This window comes from Pantoea sp. NGS-ED-1003 (genome assembly GCF_000738765.1).
In the GTDB taxonomy this organism is placed as follows: domain Bacteria; phylum Pseudomonadota; class Gammaproteobacteria; order Enterobacterales; family Enterobacteriaceae; genus Pantoea; species Pantoea septica.
Map to the genome: position 1 here is coordinate 1 of NZ_JPQA01000002.1, position 13185 is coordinate 13185.

Here is a 13185-nt window from a genome sequence, read left to right on the forward strand (position 1 = left end):
CGGGTGTATCGGTGAGGTTCGTTGTTTGATTCGAGCGCCAGAACGCGCTGAAGGCCGATTTTGGTGATGAGATTGATGCGGTACTGCTGCTGATTGCCGGATAGCTGGACATTACATCGATGACACTGTTTTGAAATATTATCTTCGTGATACCGGAGGTGTGATGCCTTGCCTCTTGACCGGTAGTGCCCTGCCTCCCACTGAACCGTTTCCCACGTCCCGCAACTGATGCACGGAAGCTCTCTGTCTCTTTCCCTGATGTAGTCATTCACTACGCGCTGTGTCATATCCTCCCAGTGCTTTAAGGGCTTGGCTTCAGCTTTCCGGTTGCGCCAGGCTAACCTCTCTGCCTTCTCGCGCTTTTGCGCTTCAGCTTGTTTGCCAAAGATAATTGAGCATTGGACGCCACAGACTTTCTGGAGAGAACTTCGAGGGGTGTATTCGGTAGAGCAGATTGGGCAGGTCTTCGGCTTCGGCGGCTTAATGCCTTTAGCCATGCCTCCCCCTAAATTTATTTACATCCCATATCCACACCTGAAGGGCCATTGAAAGGTATGAGGGAAGCCGCTTGTATCGCTCAAAGTCATCGTCAATCATCTTCACCCTGACTCGATAGACCCACTCAACTCTCCATAGCCATGCTGCGGAGGCAAGTAGTATTAGAATTGCGTCAGCCATCATTCTCTCCTGTCATTGTGAAATTTGGGTGTAACATCGTCCACAGGTCGAGACATGAGGTGCATGCGTAGACTTCGGCATCCAGCAGCTGAACAGAGCAACCAGCGCATACAGAAGCAGATGGCTCGCCAGCGCCAGTAGGCGGATTTGATTGGCTGGTCTCTTTCATGGTCTTCCCATTTCATATCGCACTCGCAGCTTTCGCAGCTTATGCCGTAGTGATGTTTGTCTTCAGAGGTGAGGATGGTGTAGCAGCGCTGGCAGCGTTCACGCATTCGGATTCTCCTTTTCCATCCACAGCAGGAACAGCAGGCAGCAAACTGCGTGTGCCAGATGCGGCAGGCCGCTTTCGCTGTCGTTCTTCTCACCTTCCCACCATGCGGTTACATGTCGAATCGCCGCGTCGAAGTATCGGGTCTTTGCGTCAGGCACGGTTTTCCAGTTGCCCGGCGCGTATTTTTTGGCACCAAACTCCAGCACATCGATAACGGATTTGATGGCGCATACCGGAACCAGGCTGAACCGCCACTTTCCAGAGTCGTGCTTTGTGGTCATCGCGATTTCCTTATCCTGTCAGCCACAGCCCGGCGCAACCGTGCAACGTAATTGCAGGTTGTCACTTCGGATTCATTAGGGATTTTGTGGCGGCGGCGTTTCTGGCGGGGACACTTCAGTTCGGCGTGTTCACATGCTAAGAAGGTGATGCTAATTTGCCGGCGCATGTCCACCTCTCACCCTGTTCAGCAGGCTCTGGAACTCTGCCATATTGGGATTGACGCCGAAGCCTCCTGGCGTTGCTCCAGCGCGATATTTGCAATCGCTGTAGCTGATGTGTGACTTAACAATGTGGTGTCCGCCCGTCAGTGTATGCAGGACCGTCAGCACGTCCTTCCTGCTTGCAAACGCTGATCGAGAAACCCGGTCGAGAATTTCCGTTGTGCCGTGCCATTTGCCGTCTGCCAGAACTTTGTGAATGTCTGCTTTGATTTTGCTCATGCTGCCCTCCCGAACCTGTTCGCCCACTCGGCAGCGCGCGCGGATTCATCGCTGAATCGAACGTTCTGCTCTGCGCCGAAGGCATGGATAATTGTGATGAGGTCGCGCATCTCGCTGACGCGCATTTTGCTGGTCGACTGACCGAGGACTACAAAGCCGCCATTGATGCCGGGAACCGTCTCCTGCTGCTTCAGGGCTGCGCTGAAAACATGCTTCCACGACTCCGCATCCATCTTCCTCCCGTACCACACCACCTGCTGTGAAATATCATGCAGGCAGGCCCAAAGCATGCGGTTTTGCGCAAGGCTTCTGGTGTCTTCCTGGATGGTTATCTGCAGAGGTCGGTCGGGATTGGTGGGGAGGTGCTGGATGGCGGTAATGCAGTTCTGTTTGAGGCTGCTGTTACGAAGCAGATATGTCTGTTTCTCCATCGCGCTTGTCTCTCTTCAGTGCGTCGCCCAGCACCTTGCGCATCACCGCGGGGTAGCAGGTGAAGTCGTGGAACTTGCGGCCGTGGATGATTACTTCCTGCAGCAGGGCTTCGAATTCGTCATCTGGCAGGAGATAGGTAGATTTCTTGAGGGGGATTACGTTGTTCATGGTTTCCTCCGGTGTTCATCTGTTTCCGGGATCGGGAACTGCCCTACAGGAGATGCCTCACAGCGAATGCACCACTTGTTCCACCATGGTTGCCCTTCTCGGTATCGCTCAGGTGGCTTCTCCATTCCGCAGCGATCACAGCGGTAATGTGGCTTATGGCTCATTCCTCCTCCTGCTTGCTGCTTAACGCTGCTTGCCATCCATCTCGCCAAATCTCCCAGCTGGTTTCGACAATGTCCGGGCTTGGATAGTCGTCCGGATGCCAGCCGGTGTGATCTTCGAAGCTCTCAGCGAATAGCTCTCTCTGCTGCCGCTCCAGCTCATCTTTGTCGCTCATCGACTGGACTCCATCAGGGATTTAATCAACTCAATACTCGCGAGCAGTAGAGCGGGACCAATCATTACGATGGCCTGCCACGGCTGAAGGTGGGAATCGCCGCCATACTGGGCGATGAAAAACATCAGGCTTAATGGAATCCACACTATGGAGATTTTGATAGCTGTCATCATTCTTCCTCTCCTCGCTCGCGTTCCTGCCGCTCCAGTACTGCCAGCGCAATCTCAAGGGTGTCGCGTGATGCTTTCCACACTATCCATGCCATATCAACATCGCCATCTGCGTAATTCGCTCCACCATTCGCTCTTGTTAGATTCGGCGCCCCAAATAAATTAATCCAGTGTTCAAACTGCTCTCTGCACTTCTTAGCGGTTAGCTTGTTCATTTGGTGGCTCCTTTCTGTGCTGCGATTGCCTCTGCGCATTTCTCAGCTAATTCGATAGCCACGTCGAAGCCTGCGCTCATGTAGATTTCTGTCACATCCTTTGGATTATCGTCCGATGCGCGTTGCTGTCTGGCTGCATGAACGAAAGCCATGATGCCGGCCACCATTGAATCGATGTCGTGTACCTTTTCCATCAGAATCCCCTCAGATGGTCTTCAAGTCGCAACGCATTGTCAGCGGCCATCCTGCGCGCACTGTCGAGCCGCAGTTGCTCATCTTCGTTTTCAGCTGTGACCAGAGTTAGCTCTGCTGCGATCCGGTAAAACATCGCTTTTGCTCTTTCGAGTGCCATCTGGTCTTCTTTGGTTCGATTAGCCATTGCTGCCTCCATAGCGCCAGTCGTTGGCCGGCTGCTCTTTGTTCTTGTTGTCGGAATACTGACGCGCCGCTGTTTCCTGGTCGATGTTGACGAAGTGACCATTCTTCCAGCCCATGTAGAACGTCTTTGGCTGGCCGGAGCGGTATTTGCCGATGATGATTTCTGCCAGACCTTTAAGGTCGGTGTTGTCGTTGTAGACCTCATCGCGGTACGGGAAGATGATGACGTCTGCGTCCTTTTCGATTGAGCTGGAGCCTGCCAGATCGCCCATGTTTGGCCGCTTGTCGCCTCGCCCGTCAACGTTGCGGTTGAGCTGGGCCAGCAGCACCACGGGAACCTTGTTGCGCAGGCAGAACTGCTTCAGCTTACGGGTGACTTCTGCAATCGCGAGGTCTGCACGCTCAGCTTTCGGCATGTCGATAAGGGTCAGGTAGTCGATAGCCAGAAAGCTCAGGCCGCCATCCATGTTCATGCGCTCCGCCTGGCTGATAATTTCGTCGATGGTGAACGAGCCAACCAGAGCATGGTTGTTTTCATCAAGCAGGGTGCCGGTTGCAGTCGTCAGTCGGGTGTAATCCTCCTGAGTCATGCCCAGCGGGTTGCGCAGCGTTCCAATTGACAGCCCGCCACGGTCAGCGATGTGGCGCTCCACTACCTGCGTCTCTGACATCTCCATTGAGATAAGCAGCCCTGTTCCCTTTTGCCGGCCGATTGAGTTAGCGATGTTGATAGCCAGCTCTGTCTTGCCCATGCCGGGACGACCAGCGATGATAATCAGGTCGGTGCGGTCGAAGCCGCCATACTCGTTGTCCAGCGCCTCAATGCCAGTCTGAAGATACAAACCAGACTCAGCGCCCCTCATGCGATCTTCCAGCACATTCAGGTAGTCCTGAATCATGTCTCCAATGCGGCGAGGAAGTTTGTCGTTGGTTTCCAGCTGGAGCTTTGAGGCAAGGCGCGCAGCTTCGGCAATGCTTTCGTTCAGGTTATGCGGTGTAGCGCTGGCAAGCAGCTGTGCTGCCCTTGTCAGCTCTTCAGCGCCTTTGCGAAGCATCCAGCACTGGCGAACCTTCTTGGCCCATGCCTTGATGTTCGCGGCACTCTTACAGGCTGTCGCGATGCTCAGCACGTAATCACGGCTCTCCTGCGGGATGGAGTCACGAACAGTAAACGGGTCGATTGGCTCAGCTTTGTCCAGCAGGGTGACGATTGCCTGATACATGCTGCGCAGGTGGTGATTGGCGAATGCCGCCACCGGGAGCTTGCTGGCAATGTCACGGCAGTCGATATGGTCTCCCTTGATGAGCATTGCGCCGATCAGCTGCTCTTCGTAATCGAGGCTTTCCATGTCATTCCTCCTGGCTGATGATTTTGTCGATCATCTTCTGAGTTAGAGCAGTATCGATGCCGTATTTTTTGCCAGCATCGTTTTTCCCGCAGGCATAATCGGAAGGCGTGTAACCAAACTCGATATAACCATTGATGAACGTGTCAACGTTCTGAGGCGGACGCTTGGTCTCTTTGCAGTGCTCGAGGTGTGATTCGTAGAGTCGCTTAATTCCAGCAAGGGTGGTTTTGCTGATGCTTATCACGCGAGGCAGACCGTACTGTTGAGCTTTGCGGTTCCACGTTGCCTTGAATCGCTCTCGGTCGAATTCAAAGGGCTCAGAAGGTTTTCGCTTTTTCTTTTCAGGCTTATCAGACGAGTCCCCTTCAGGGGATATAGGGGTATTATTTAATTCTTGTTCTAGTAACTTCTTGTTCTGTTCATCGGATGGTTCATCGCGAGGTTCATCGGGTACAGCCCTTGAAGCCGCGCCAGCACTGGGTTTGATGTTATCGCGAGGTCTTTCGCGAGGTTCATCGGGTAAAACAGCCTGATATTCTGCGTAATTTGTTATGCAAACCACTGTTCCGAAACGAGTTCCTTTTGTGGTTATCATTCCCTCTCTGGCGAAGAAGTTAAGCATCCGGGTAACAGCCTGCGGACTCTTTTCCTTGTCATCCTGATCGCGTAATTTTCTCGCCATAATCGCCGCTGTCGTTACAAGCTCGCCGGGCTGAAGATTCCATGTCTTACCGGCAAACTCCACTGTACGAGGCCTATAAGCAGCATCACCGATAAGGCGTATCCACATGGCTAGCTTGGCTGTGTCTTTGGCCCAATCCTTAGACAGAAGGCTCCTGAACAGGGCAAAATGCCCCTGCTTTTGGTTTTCCATCCGTGAACTCCTGCGCTCATGTGCAGCGCTGAAATCGTATAATCTGGCGGTTGTCATTTCATGCTCCTGCGCGGGTCAAAAATTCGGAGGATTTCGTTAAATTGATCCACCGAGAAATCACATTTAAGTAGCTCATCCATAAAGCTATTAGGTAAAAACACGTACCCAGCTTCTGATGGACAGCGTTTAACTTCTTCCCGCGCCTTAGCTTTGAAAAGCTCGAAATCTTTAACGTTACTCATTTGCCCTTCTCCTTCGCTTTGGCCTCTTCCAGAATGTGCTTCAGTTTCTCCGCGACAGTCGGGTTGAAGCCTTTGCAGAACTCGATGCGGGCAAGGTTTTTGCGCATTTCTGCCTGGCGTAAAACGTGTTTCTTTGGCATAATCATCTCCGGGATATGCATCGTGGTTGTTGCCCCACCCTACGCCTCAAAGAGTTCATTGCTCTTTGGGGCGTTTCCTTTTGCGAGAAGCTGCGCCACCTGCCGGGCTAAATGAGCCATCTCGTCATCCACGACACCCCATTCCAGTACTGCCAGAAGCATCGAGAACTTCGGTATCCAGTCTCGTTTCCAGCGGCTTATCTGCGCCTTATCGACACCAACAGCAGCTGCTGTCTTTTCAGTGCCTAACAGGGCGATTTTGTTGAGCAAGGCGCTTTCAATGCGCAATGCCTCGTTGCGTTTCTTTGCATGATCCATTTCGTATGATTCCTTGGTGATAAGTTGTTGTTCAGACGTGACAAAGCCGCAGCTATTGCCACGAACGTTTTGTTGTTTCGTTTGAGTTAGTCGCCACGTTCTCGGTGGCTTCCGTAGGACTTCATGTCCGTTGTAAAAAGAGCGGGTACTGCTAAGCGGCTTTACTTTTTGAAGGTGGGAAAACATCATCTAGAGAACAATGGCATCCCAGCTTCTTTAGGCCTTCAACAATCAGTCGACAATCGTTGAGTCCAGGGGTACGGATATTCAGCTCATAGTTGGCAATTCGTGACTGTCCCCAACCAATCGCCGAAGCAAGAACAGCCTGCGAAACTCCGATTTTCTTTCGCTGCTGTGCAATGTTGTTCATTGCGTTCTCCTTGGCGTTAAACAGAACACCATTACACACAAAATGTGATTAACAGTCAACCTCAATTCGTGTACGGAGTGCAATCACGAACCGTGGTAAATTTATTGGATGAAAACAATGCATGAATTAATCGGGGAAAGGATTAAGTCCCTGCGTGAAGCAAAAGGACTTAGCCAGGTACAGCTAGCCAAACTTTGCGGTTGGGCGGCTCCGTCTCGTCTGGGGAATTATGAGTTAGGCACACGTAAGGTAAGTGCTGACGACGCGGTAATCCTTGGTTCTGCCCTTGGCGTATCACCAGCCAAGATCATGTTTGGTGATGAGTCTGATTCAGTTTTCAAACAATATGAATATCCATTGTTCGCGCACGTCCAGGCTGGCCCATTTGCCGAGGTCGGCAGCTACACGGCCAGTGACGCTAAGGCATGGGTGCCAACGACGAAGAAAGCCAGTGAGAAAGCGTTCTGGCTTGAGGTAAAGGGACATTCAATGACGGCACCACAGGGTGTGCGCCCGAGCTTTCCTGAAGGGATGCTGATACTGATTGATCCGGCTGAACCGGTAGAGTCGGGTGATTTCTGTATTGCATCTGCGAACGGTGACTCAGAAGTAACGTTCAAGAAGTACGAGCTGGACAGTGGCGTTAGTTACCTGGTGCCGCTGAACCCTGCATACAGGATTCTGGACTGCGACCACAGTATCCGCATCATTGGCAAGGTGGTTAAGGCTCAGTGGCCGGAAGAGACGTTTGGGTGATGAAATGAAGATTGGATACATCTTCCCTGCTGTTTGTGGGATAGCAGGGATAGCACTCCTGGTATGGTTCATTGCCAGCGGCGCCTGGATGCCAGGTGCTTAGGCCGGAAGATACGTTTGGGTAAAATGAGGCTGAAGGGTTACAGGCCAATAAGCCTGATTGACTACAGCATCACTTGTATTCATAATCACACTTGAGATTACTAATTAGGTAGTCTGGGAGGTTGAGTATGTACAGCGAAAATAAAGCAGCTCAAATGGCTGGTTACCTACTGTTGAAACGTGGTGGGCGCATGGCATATATCAAACTCATGAAACTGCTTTACCTGGCTGATCGTGAGTATATGATCAGTTATGGCGACTCAATGACTGGTGACCGCGCAGTGTCCATGAACAATGGTCCTGTATTGTCACGAACCTATGACCTGCTTAAGTCAGGCAGCCCTCTTGAAGAATCACCTTGGGATGACTGGATAAAAGGTGAATCGAATTATGAGGTTTCAGTCAAAAAGCCAGTTCATGGGCTTGAAGACGATGATGCTTTCGATGAGCTAAGCCGAGCTGATATAAAAATTCTGGATAAAGTTTTCTCAGAGTTTGGTCATTATAAGCGCTTTGAGCTTTGTGAATTAACGCACCGAATTTGTTCTGAGTGGCAAGATCCTCACGGGTCGTCTGTTGCGATCAATCCAAAATCCATTTTCATGGCTGGCGGGAAATCTGAAGCGGAAGCCGAAGCTCTCCTTGATAGAATGAGAGCGCGCGACCAACTCAAAAAATTCAGCAGTGAGCTAGCATGACAGTTTACTCACCATACAGGAAAGGCACCGTATTGGCCCCTGTTGGTGGGTCTAAACATCTACATATCATTTGTAACGATCCAGTGTACCATCCTGTCCATGGTTGCGAATGCGTACTGGTCGTTAATATCACCACGGTATATCCGGCTCCAGTACACCACGATCCAGCATGTATTTTACGTGCTGGAGAGCACCCATTTGTGCATCATGACAGTTATGTTTTCTATGCCGATGCTATTGTATGGAAAGTCCCTAATGTGGTTTCTAGGGAAGAAAGCGGAGAATTGGAAAAACACGCTGATATGGAAGAAAGCGTTTTTCAGCGTGTACTATCAGGATTCGAATCTTCTGATTTTACACCTAACAAGGTGCTAAAGTTTTATCGCCAACACTGCAAATAAACCCGGCCACAGCGCCGGGTTTTTTATTGCGCCGATCCCCATATGACCGCCACCCTATCTCGTTGATATACCAGTAGAAGATCTCAATACCTTCAGTTTTGCCCGCCACACCGATCCCTATGGTTAACGATGTCATTAATGGTAAACGGTTTACCAATGGTGAACTCGTTGCCACTCCTGCACCCGCCACCGCACCGGGTTTTTCATGCCCACCCCTAAAGCTATCTCCTGCCGTGCCGATAACACTAATGTCCAGAGAGACACGGCCTCAGGGCCGGAACAAGCTGATTGTCCGCATCACTCTTGCCCGCCGTGTGCGGGCTTTTTTTGCCGCTTACGCTTGCAGGTAAAAAAATATCGGCCAATAATGAAAGTGAAATATATCCATCACTTTGCTTGTTGCTCGACAAGTTACCGCCAGCGCTGGTCTGGCGGTTTTTTTTGCCCGCAATCCTGACCTGCACCGTCAGTGCGTCGTCGACAGCAGAGCCAGCGCCATCTGCACTACTATGTCATCTGCTTTATCAGCATAAAGACCTGTTATCTTCTCCTTTATTGCCAGATTAGTTATCGCCCGCCCCTCCCTCAGCAGCTCCATAGTCCCCCTACCAAGAACCTCTCCCACCTCAGGCATCATCTTCCTGTGCAAGTCAGCCACATCTTTGTTTCTCATGCCACCAACCTCCTCCTGTTAAGCCATGAAATCTTAGCACTGAGTCGAGCGCTGTACGGGTTTTTTGCGGCTGTAGAAAAATAAATACACAAAAAAATCACACACATAGCGTGTCATATTAAATTTATACACAATTTGTGATTGACCATTAAATCACAATATGTGAATATCTCTCCATCAGCAGGACGCTGGCGCAGTACGAAACGGATAGCAGCTCTTTGTAACAACGAGCGGGAAGCTCTACGGAAGGTGCCGAGAACGCACCGAACTCAAACAGTGGTTACTGAGTGCATTGTTGCGACAGTGCAGCCAGTAACTAACCGGAGGATTTATGGCGAACATCGTCTATGGCAAATCACTTAACCCTGTTGGAAAAGATAACGCGAAGTCACGCCGCAACGCTCGCCGGGCTGAAGAGGCTATTAAGGCGCGTGAGATTGAAGCGATTCTGGCGAGCGCATTTAGTCAGGAAGCGCCGCAGCGTCGCGTGGAACTGAGCCGCGCTGAGATTGCCTGCAAACGGCCGGCAGCTGACCGCGTAGTCAAGGCTGTAGAAACAGAGACGGAGTATCACAAGCAGATTCTGGCGGGCGCTGAGAAGTATGTCGGCGGCCAAATCGAAAACGGCATGTGCCTGCCGCAAGTTTCCATCTACGCAGCTGGCTATCGCAAATCTAAAGACATCGTAACGGCACGGTAACTATCTATGAACCAGAGCAGAATCACGGCAGCCCGACTTAGGGAGCAACTCACCTACGACGAAGAAACCGGGGTGTTTTGCTGGAAGATTCAGAAGGGATGGAAGTTCCCCGGAGATGTGGCCGGGTACATCCGTCAGGACGGATACGTTTATATCAGGGTTGATGCAATTCTTTATGCCGCGCACCGTCTTGCCTGGCTATACATGTACGGTGAGTGGCCTAAGGAATGCGTTGATCACATCAACAATGTCAAAAGCGATAACAGCAAAAATAACCTTCGAGCTGCTACCAATCAGGAAAACATGTGGAATCGTGTTGCGCAGAAAAATAACACCTCTGGATATAAAGGTGTTGGCTTCAACAAGCAAACGAAGAAGTGGAAAGCCACGATCAAATGCCACGGTGTAAAGATTCCACTGGGCGAATTCAAAACGCCTGAGGAGGCCCACAAGGCTTACTCGGAGGCATCTGAGAGACTTCACGGAAAATTTTCAAATACGGGCCTGTAAGGCCTTTTTACTGGAGCCCACAATGAGCAACACAGACTGGATTATCTGCTGGATAGTCACCGGGGCGCTTATGGTGGCGGGTTATTTATCGAGGGTATGAGATGATTGAATTTAATGGTACAGAAGGCAAATGGACCGTTGTTGATGGTTCATTAGCTGGGAAGCAAGTGATTTCTGAAAGCGCGCCAAAAGTGAGGAGAAATATCGCCTCATGCGGCGGACCAAAGCGCGAGCAGAATGCCAACCTGATAGCGGCGGGACCTGAGCTTTTAGAGGCGCTGCAGGAGGTTGTAAAAGCAATGCGCCAGTACGAAATGGACGTAGGCGAAAGCGCGCCGTATAAGCATCGAATGATGATGGAAAAAGCAGAGTTGGCGCTATCTAAGGCATTGGGCCAGTAACCACTACAGGAGAAAGAGGATGAGTAAGTATTTTGCATACGACCCAGAATGCGGCTTTGAGCTCTTTGAAACTGCCGGAGAAGCTGAATCACACGCTCAAGATGCTATCGATCAGTTTCGAGAAGAGGCCGCTGAAGGCTGGCCTGAATCAGTTGAGGGAGTTTGCTGGGGCGAACTGAAACAGCATGCAGTTGAGAGAACTTTTAATGCTGGGGACGAGGAGGATATTGATAAAGTGTTCTCGGATTACAGCCTGGAAGATATCGAGTAACACCGCAGAGGCGATTCACTGAGTCGCTTCGACGCTGTTACGCACAGCAGGTTTGATAAATCCTTACAACCAGACAGTAGTACTCCCATGGGCGCCGCAATGGCGCCCTTCTTTTTGACACCACCATAAACGAATTAAGGAACCCACGATGAACTATGCCATCGCGGGCGGTGCCGTCGTGGGCTCCGCTCAGTTTGATGAATCACTGTTAGACGTTATCACTCGCCGCCTCCGCACTGGCTGGCGTTCCCTTGTTGACACGCTGAATCAGAGAGGAAATCCCTAATGAACATTCTCCCCGTGAACGGAACCGTGCTGGTTCAGCAGCCCTGTGAGCGCCTCGGAAAGCTCTACGAAGCATCCTTCCCCGACAATAAAGCCGGAATGCACGAAGCATACGTTTGGGCAGCGGAAATCGCTCTCGGGTTCCATGAGAGCCAGAACGAAGACTGGGCTAACTGGAGTAAACGCAATGCAGCATGACGAAGAAGATTTCATCGCCCTGATGATGGGCATGTTGGGTCCGCTGGGCGACCAGCAGGCTTACGAGCAAGCCGCAATGGAAGCGATTGCTGATTACCGTACGGAGCAACAGGCAGCGCAGATGGGGATGACATATGAGTAAGGAATTCTACACCAAGCTGGCCGAGATACAGCGCACGCTGAATGCCCCAAAGAACCAGACCAATACGTTCGGTAAATACAAATATCGAAGCTGCGAAGACATTCTGGAGGCAGTAAAGCCGCTGCTTAGCGGGCTGTTCCTTTCCATCTCAGATGAAATCGTCCTGATTGGCGATCGCTACTATGTCAGGGCTACGGCATCGATTACAGATGGCGAGACCACGCACAGCGCTACCGCAATGGCCCGTGAAGCAGCTGACAAGAAAGGCATGGATGATGCGCAGGTTACCGGCGCAACCAGCTCCTACGCCCGCAAATACTGCCTTAACGGCCTGTTTGGCATTGATGACGCCAAGGACGCCGACACAGACGAGCACAAGCATCAGCAGAACCACGCTAAGCAGGTATTGCAGCCGAAACCCGCACCGACACCAGAAGCCGTCCTGAAGGCTTTCACCGAGGCAGCGCACACCAAATCAACCCTACCTGAGCTGAAGACTGCTTTCGCCAAGGCCTGGCAGATGCTGGATGGCACGCCAGAGCAGGCTAAGGCGCAGGAGGTGTACGAAATCAAAAAGTCAGAACTTGAAGGAGCCACAGCATAATGCCAATCAACACGATCACAATCGCAGGCAACGTCGGGAAAGACGCATTCCTGCGTGTCACCCCTAACGGTAAGCACATCGCGACATTCTCTCTGCCGGCCAAGTCAGGCTTTGGTGACAACGAGAAAACATCCTGGCTGCAATGCAAGATGTTCGGCGCGATGGCTGAGAAGCTTTCAACCTCCATACTTAAAGGCGCGAAGGTCACTGTGACAGGCGAGTTTGTCATCGAAGAGTGGGAAAAGAACGACGGCAGTAAGGCGTCCATCCCTACAATTCTCGTGCGAGATATTGACCTGCCGCCAAAGCAGAACGGCCAGCAGCAGAGTCGGCCGCAGCAGCAGCGTGGTCAATCTACCGAACCTGATTACGACGAATCGATCCCCTTCTGATTTAACCCTCTACTAAGGCACCTGTATGACTTTAACACCGCTCGAATCGGCGCATTACGCACGTCTGTCAGAAATACAAAAGGAAAGGTTTCTGTGGCGTACAGAGCAGATGACGCCGCATCAGAGGAAGTGTCAGCAGGTCGCCTTAGCTGCACAGGAAGCAGCGCAGGCGGCGAGGAGAGGTGAGGAGCACGAGCGCAGATTAACGCCGGTAAGAAAGTATCAGCTCATGGAAGAGCGCCGGTTGCGGCAGGTAGCCAGAGAGACGGCTGTGCGCCCTCCCCTTCCCCGCATCATCGTCACGAAGCCGGGCGTGCTGTGGATGGATTACACGACAGAGCGGCGCGGGAGGTTTGGCGCTGTGGTGCAGGACTAACTATTTCGC

The 13185-nt window shown here is 51.6% G+C and carries 32 protein-coding genes; 14 read left to right on the top strand and 18 right to left on the bottom strand.

Features of this window, described 5'->3' with window-relative positions:
- From JS46_RS03375 to JS46_RS23205, 17 genes are all read right to left on the bottom strand, one after another.
- Nucleotides 1–497, bottom strand: a 497-nt coding sequence (locus JS46_RS03375; RefSeq protein WP_072010401.1) for a recombination protein NinG, incomplete at its 3' end; no start/stop codon positions are given.
- A gap of 448 nt (nucleotides 498–945) precedes the next feature.
- Nucleotides 946–1233 (bottom strand): dATP/dGTP diphosphohydrolase domain-containing protein, encoded by a 288-nt coding sequence (locus JS46_RS03385; RefSeq protein WP_051905556.1) that lies wholly within the window; start codon nucleotides 1231–1233, stop codon nucleotides 946–948.
- A 150-nt stretch (nucleotides 1234–1383) separates the two neighbouring features.
- Nucleotides 1384–1674 carry a hypothetical protein gene (locus tag JS46_RS03390; RefSeq protein WP_033748085.1) on the bottom strand — a complete coding sequence of 97 codons (291 nt, stop codon included), beginning with the start codon at nucleotides 1672–1674 and terminating at the stop codon, nucleotides 1384–1386.
- Complete coding sequence (locus JS46_RS03395; protein WP_033748089.1) at nucleotides 1671–2105, bottom strand: recombination protein NinB; 435 nt, start codon at nucleotides 2103–2105, stop codon at nucleotides 1671–1673. Before JS46_RS03395 ends, JS46_RS03390 begins: the two co-directional genes overlap by 4 nt.
- A complete protein-coding gene (locus JS46_RS03400) occupies nucleotides 2077–2274 on the bottom strand; it encodes a hypothetical protein (protein WP_033748090.1) in 198 nt (65 codons plus the stop codon). The genes JS46_RS03395 and JS46_RS03400 overlap by 29 nt, the downstream gene beginning before the upstream one ends.
- Nucleotides 2271–2474, bottom strand: coding sequence for a protein NinD (ninD, locus tag JS46_RS24045; protein WP_369799132.1), 204 nt, complete (start codon nucleotides 2472–2474; stop codon nucleotides 2271–2273). The genes JS46_RS03400 and ninD overlap by 4 nt, the downstream gene beginning before the upstream one ends.
- The gene (locus tag JS46_RS24330) at nucleotides 2435–2611 is read right to left on the bottom strand and encodes a hypothetical protein (protein WP_160173326.1); all 177 of its coding nucleotides are present in this window, start codon (nucleotides 2609–2611) and stop codon (nucleotides 2435–2437) included. Before JS46_RS24330 ends, ninD begins: the two co-directional genes overlap by 40 nt.
- Nucleotides 2608–2784, bottom strand: coding sequence for a hypothetical protein (locus JS46_RS24335; RefSeq protein ID WP_160173327.1), 177 nt, complete (start codon nucleotides 2782–2784; stop codon nucleotides 2608–2610). The genes JS46_RS24330 and JS46_RS24335 overlap by 4 nt, the downstream gene beginning before the upstream one ends.
- Nucleotides 2781–2996 carry a hypothetical protein gene (locus tag JS46_RS03405; RefSeq protein WP_033748092.1) on the bottom strand — a complete coding sequence of 72 codons (216 nt, stop codon included), beginning with the start codon at nucleotides 2994–2996 and terminating at the stop codon, nucleotides 2781–2783. Before JS46_RS03405 ends, JS46_RS24335 begins: the two co-directional genes overlap by 4 nt.
- Nucleotides 2993–3190 (bottom strand): hypothetical protein, encoded by a 198-nt coding sequence (locus tag JS46_RS03410; protein ID WP_033748095.1) that lies wholly within the window; start codon nucleotides 3188–3190, stop codon nucleotides 2993–2995. The genes JS46_RS03405 and JS46_RS03410 overlap by 4 nt, the downstream gene beginning before the upstream one ends.
- Nucleotides 3190–3375 (bottom strand): hypothetical protein, encoded by a 186-nt coding sequence (locus JS46_RS03415; RefSeq protein ID WP_033748098.1) that lies wholly within the window; start codon nucleotides 3373–3375, stop codon nucleotides 3190–3192. The genes JS46_RS03410 and JS46_RS03415 overlap by 1 nt, the downstream gene beginning before the upstream one ends.
- Entirely contained in the window at nucleotides 3368–4723 is a 1356-nt protein-coding gene (locus tag JS46_RS03420) for a replicative DNA helicase (RefSeq protein ID WP_033748101.1), read from the bottom strand. The genes JS46_RS03415 and JS46_RS03420 overlap by 8 nt, the downstream gene beginning before the upstream one ends.
- Nucleotide 4724: 1 nt before the next feature.
- Nucleotides 4725–5597, bottom strand: a complete 873-nt coding sequence (locus JS46_RS03425; protein WP_096073377.1) for a replication protein — start codon at nucleotides 5595–5597, stop codon at nucleotides 4725–4727.
- 53 nt (nucleotides 5598–5650) lie between these two features.
- Nucleotides 5651–5839, bottom strand: a complete 189-nt coding sequence (locus JS46_RS03430; RefSeq protein ID WP_033748106.1) for a hypothetical protein — start codon at nucleotides 5837–5839, stop codon at nucleotides 5651–5653.
- On the bottom strand, nucleotides 5836–5979 hold the full coding sequence (locus tag JS46_RS24340; RefSeq protein WP_158086851.1) for a hypothetical protein: 144 nt from the start codon (nucleotides 5977–5979) through the stop codon (nucleotides 5836–5838). The genes JS46_RS03430 and JS46_RS24340 overlap by 4 nt, the downstream gene beginning before the upstream one ends.
- Before the next feature lie 39 nt (nucleotides 5980–6018).
- A complete protein-coding gene (locus JS46_RS03435) occupies nucleotides 6019–6297 on the bottom strand; it encodes a lambda phage CII family protein (RefSeq protein ID WP_033748108.1) in 279 nt (92 codons plus the stop codon).
- A gap of 151 nt (nucleotides 6298–6448) precedes the next feature.
- Nucleotides 6449–6667, bottom strand: coding sequence for a helix-turn-helix transcriptional regulator (locus tag JS46_RS23205; protein WP_072010384.1), 219 nt, complete (start codon nucleotides 6665–6667; stop codon nucleotides 6449–6451).
- Nucleotides 6668–6775: 108 nt separating this feature from the next.
- Between JS46_RS23205 and JS46_RS03440 the strand changes: the two genes are divergently transcribed.
- From JS46_RS03440 to JS46_RS03450, 4 genes are all read left to right on the top strand, one after another.
- Nucleotides 6776–7423 carry a LexA family transcriptional regulator gene (locus tag JS46_RS03440; protein WP_033748110.1) on the top strand — a complete coding sequence of 216 codons (648 nt, stop codon included), beginning with the start codon at nucleotides 6776–6778 and terminating at the stop codon, nucleotides 7421–7423.
- A gap of 4 nt (nucleotides 7424–7427) precedes the next feature.
- Complete coding sequence (locus tag JS46_RS24050; protein ID WP_143807664.1) at nucleotides 7428–7526, top strand: YoaK family small membrane protein; 99 nt, start codon at nucleotides 7428–7430, stop codon at nucleotides 7524–7526.
- 127 nt (nucleotides 7527–7653) lie between these two features.
- A complete protein-coding gene (locus JS46_RS03445) occupies nucleotides 7654–8223 on the top strand; it encodes a Panacea domain-containing protein (protein ID WP_033748113.1) in 570 nt (189 codons plus the stop codon).
- Nucleotides 8220–8624 carry a hypothetical protein gene (locus tag JS46_RS03450; protein WP_072010385.1) on the top strand — a complete coding sequence of 135 codons (405 nt, stop codon included), beginning with the start codon at nucleotides 8220–8222 and terminating at the stop codon, nucleotides 8622–8624. The genes JS46_RS03445 and JS46_RS03450 overlap by 4 nt, the downstream gene beginning before the upstream one ends.
- Nucleotides 8625–9090: 466 nt before the next feature.
- Here the strand turns inward: JS46_RS03450 and JS46_RS03455 are convergent, their stop codons facing one another.
- Complete coding sequence (locus JS46_RS03455) at nucleotides 9091–9297, bottom strand: hypothetical protein (protein WP_033748118.1); 207 nt, start codon at nucleotides 9295–9297, stop codon at nucleotides 9091–9093.
- 331 nt (nucleotides 9298–9628) lie between these two features.
- Here JS46_RS03455 and JS46_RS03460 point away from each other — a divergent pair, with 331 nt between their 5' ends.
- The 10 genes from JS46_RS03460 to JS46_RS03495 all read left to right on the top strand — a co-directional run bounded on the left by JS46_RS03460 (nucleotide 9629) and on the right by JS46_RS03495 (nucleotide 13176).
- Entirely contained in the window at nucleotides 9629–9997 is a 369-nt protein-coding gene (locus JS46_RS03460; protein ID WP_033748120.1) for a hypothetical protein, read from the top strand.
- A 6-nt stretch (nucleotides 9998–10003) separates the two neighbouring features.
- Nucleotides 10004–10507, top strand: a complete 504-nt coding sequence (locus JS46_RS03465) for an HNH endonuclease (protein ID WP_033748122.1) — start codon at nucleotides 10004–10006, stop codon at nucleotides 10505–10507.
- 101 nt (nucleotides 10508–10608) lie between these two features.
- Entirely contained in the window at nucleotides 10609–10908 is a 300-nt protein-coding gene (locus JS46_RS03470) for a hypothetical protein (protein ID WP_033748124.1), read from the top strand.
- 19 nt (nucleotides 10909–10927) lie between these two features.
- A complete protein-coding gene (locus JS46_RS03475; protein ID WP_033748127.1) occupies nucleotides 10928–11179 on the top strand; it encodes a hypothetical protein in 252 nt (83 codons plus the stop codon).
- 148 nt (nucleotides 11180–11327) lie between these two features.
- On the top strand, nucleotides 11328–11465 hold the full coding sequence (locus tag JS46_RS24055) for a protease FtsH-inhibitory lysogeny factor CIII (protein WP_152560662.1): 138 nt from the start codon (nucleotides 11328–11330) through the stop codon (nucleotides 11463–11465).
- Nucleotides 11465–11662 (top strand): DUF5444 family protein, encoded by a 198-nt coding sequence (locus JS46_RS03480; RefSeq protein ID WP_033748130.1) that lies wholly within the window; start codon nucleotides 11465–11467, stop codon nucleotides 11660–11662. Before JS46_RS24055 ends, JS46_RS03480 begins: the two co-directional genes overlap by 1 nt.
- A complete protein-coding gene (locus tag JS46_RS24345) occupies nucleotides 11652–11804 on the top strand; it encodes a hypothetical protein (protein WP_160173328.1) in 153 nt (50 codons plus the stop codon). Before JS46_RS03480 ends, JS46_RS24345 begins: the two co-directional genes overlap by 11 nt.
- Entirely contained in the window at nucleotides 11797–12408 is a 612-nt protein-coding gene (locus JS46_RS03485) for an ERF family protein (RefSeq protein ID WP_033748133.1), read from the top strand. The genes JS46_RS24345 and JS46_RS03485 overlap by 8 nt, the downstream gene beginning before the upstream one ends.
- Nucleotides 12408–12800 carry a single-stranded DNA-binding protein gene (locus JS46_RS03490; RefSeq protein WP_033748135.1) on the top strand — a complete coding sequence of 131 codons (393 nt, stop codon included), beginning with the start codon at nucleotides 12408–12410 and terminating at the stop codon, nucleotides 12798–12800. The genes JS46_RS03485 and JS46_RS03490 overlap by 1 nt, the downstream gene beginning before the upstream one ends.
- Nucleotides 12801–12825: 25 nt before the next feature.
- Nucleotides 12826–13176 carry a hypothetical protein gene (locus JS46_RS03495; protein WP_033748136.1) on the top strand — a complete coding sequence of 117 codons (351 nt, stop codon included), beginning with the start codon at nucleotides 12826–12828 and terminating at the stop codon, nucleotides 13174–13176.
- Nucleotides 13177–13185 lie beyond the last annotated feature (9 nt).

Coding starts and splice junctions, on each gene's coding strand:
- JS46_RS03385 (WP_051905556.1), bottom strand. CDS start 1,233: ATGACCACAAAGCACGACTCTGGAAAGTGGCGGTTCAGCCTGGTTCCG.
- JS46_RS03390 (WP_033748085.1), bottom strand. CDS start 1,674: ATGAGCAAAATCAAAGCAGACATTCACAAAGTTCTGGCAGACGGCAAA.
- JS46_RS03395 (WP_033748089.1), bottom strand. CDS start 2,105: ATGGAGAAACAGACATATCTGCTTCGTAACAGCAGCCTCAAACAGAAC.
- JS46_RS03400 (WP_033748090.1), bottom strand. CDS start 2,274: ATGAACAACGTAATCCCCCTCAAGAAATCTACCTATCTCCTGCCAGAT.
- ninD (WP_369799132.1), bottom strand. CDS start 2,474: ATGGCAAGCAGCGTTAAGCAGCAAGCAGGAGGAGGAATGAGCCATAAG.
- JS46_RS24330 (WP_160173326.1), bottom strand. CDS start 2,611: ATGAGCGACAAAGATGAGCTGGAGCGGCAGCAGAGAGAGCTATTCGCT.
- JS46_RS24335 (WP_160173327.1), bottom strand. CDS start 2,784: ATGATGACAGCTATCAAAATCTCCATAGTGTGGATTCCATTAAGCCTG.
- JS46_RS03405 (WP_033748092.1), bottom strand. CDS start 2,996: ATGAACAAGCTAACCGCTAAGAAGTGCAGAGAGCAGTTTGAACACTGG.
- JS46_RS03410 (WP_033748095.1), bottom strand. CDS start 3,190: ATGGAAAAGGTACACGACATCGATTCAATGGTGGCCGGCATCATGGCT.
- JS46_RS03415 (WP_033748098.1), bottom strand. CDS start 3,375: ATGGCTAATCGAACCAAAGAAGACCAGATGGCACTCGAAAGAGCAAAA.
- JS46_RS03420 (WP_033748101.1), bottom strand. CDS start 4,723: ATGGAAAGCCTCGATTACGAAGAGCAGCTGATCGGCGCAATGCTCATC.
- JS46_RS03425 (WP_096073377.1), bottom strand. CDS start 5,597: ATGGAAAACCAAAAGCAGGGGCATTTTGCCCTGTTCAGGAGCCTTCTG.
- JS46_RS03430 (WP_033748106.1), bottom strand. CDS start 5,839: ATGAGTAACGTTAAAGATTTCGAGCTTTTCAAAGCTAAGGCGCGGGAA.
- JS46_RS24340 (WP_158086851.1), bottom strand. CDS start 5,979: ATGCCAAAGAAACACGTTTTACGCCAGGCAGAAATGCGCAAAAACCTT.
- JS46_RS03435 (WP_033748108.1), bottom strand. CDS start 6,297: ATGGATCATGCAAAGAAACGCAACGAGGCATTGCGCATTGAAAGCGCC.
- JS46_RS23205 (WP_072010384.1), bottom strand. CDS start 6,667: ATGAACAACATTGCACAGCAGCGAAAGAAAATCGGAGTTTCGCAGGCT.
- JS46_RS03440 (WP_033748110.1), top strand. CDS start 6,776: ATGAAAACAATGCATGAATTAATCGGGGAAAGGATTAAGTCCCTGCGT.
- JS46_RS24050 (WP_143807664.1), top strand. CDS start 7,428: ATGAAGATTGGATACATCTTCCCTGCTGTTTGTGGGATAGCAGGGATA.
- JS46_RS03445 (WP_033748113.1), top strand. CDS start 7,654: ATGTACAGCGAAAATAAAGCAGCTCAAATGGCTGGTTACCTACTGTTG.
- JS46_RS03450 (WP_072010385.1), top strand. CDS start 8,220: ATGACAGTTTACTCACCATACAGGAAAGGCACCGTATTGGCCCCTGTT.
- JS46_RS03455 (WP_033748118.1), bottom strand. CDS start 9,297: ATGAGAAACAAAGATGTGGCTGACTTGCACAGGAAGATGATGCCTGAG.
- JS46_RS03460 (WP_033748120.1), top strand. CDS start 9,629: ATGGCGAACATCGTCTATGGCAAATCACTTAACCCTGTTGGAAAAGAT.
- JS46_RS03465 (WP_033748122.1), top strand. CDS start 10,004: ATGAACCAGAGCAGAATCACGGCAGCCCGACTTAGGGAGCAACTCACC.
- JS46_RS03470 (WP_033748124.1), top strand. CDS start 10,609: ATGATTGAATTTAATGGTACAGAAGGCAAATGGACCGTTGTTGATGGT.
- JS46_RS03475 (WP_033748127.1), top strand. CDS start 10,928: ATGAGTAAGTATTTTGCATACGACCCAGAATGCGGCTTTGAGCTCTTT.
- JS46_RS24055 (WP_152560662.1), top strand. CDS start 11,328: ATGAACTATGCCATCGCGGGCGGTGCCGTCGTGGGCTCCGCTCAGTTT.
- JS46_RS03480 (WP_033748130.1), top strand. CDS start 11,465: ATGAACATTCTCCCCGTGAACGGAACCGTGCTGGTTCAGCAGCCCTGT.
- JS46_RS24345 (WP_160173328.1), top strand. CDS start 11,652: ATGCAGCATGACGAAGAAGATTTCATCGCCCTGATGATGGGCATGTTG.
- JS46_RS03485 (WP_033748133.1), top strand. CDS start 11,797: ATGAGTAAGGAATTCTACACCAAGCTGGCCGAGATACAGCGCACGCTG.
- JS46_RS03490 (WP_033748135.1), top strand. CDS start 12,408: ATGCCAATCAACACGATCACAATCGCAGGCAACGTCGGGAAAGACGCA.
- JS46_RS03495 (WP_033748136.1), top strand. CDS start 12,826: ATGACTTTAACACCGCTCGAATCGGCGCATTACGCACGTCTGTCAGAA.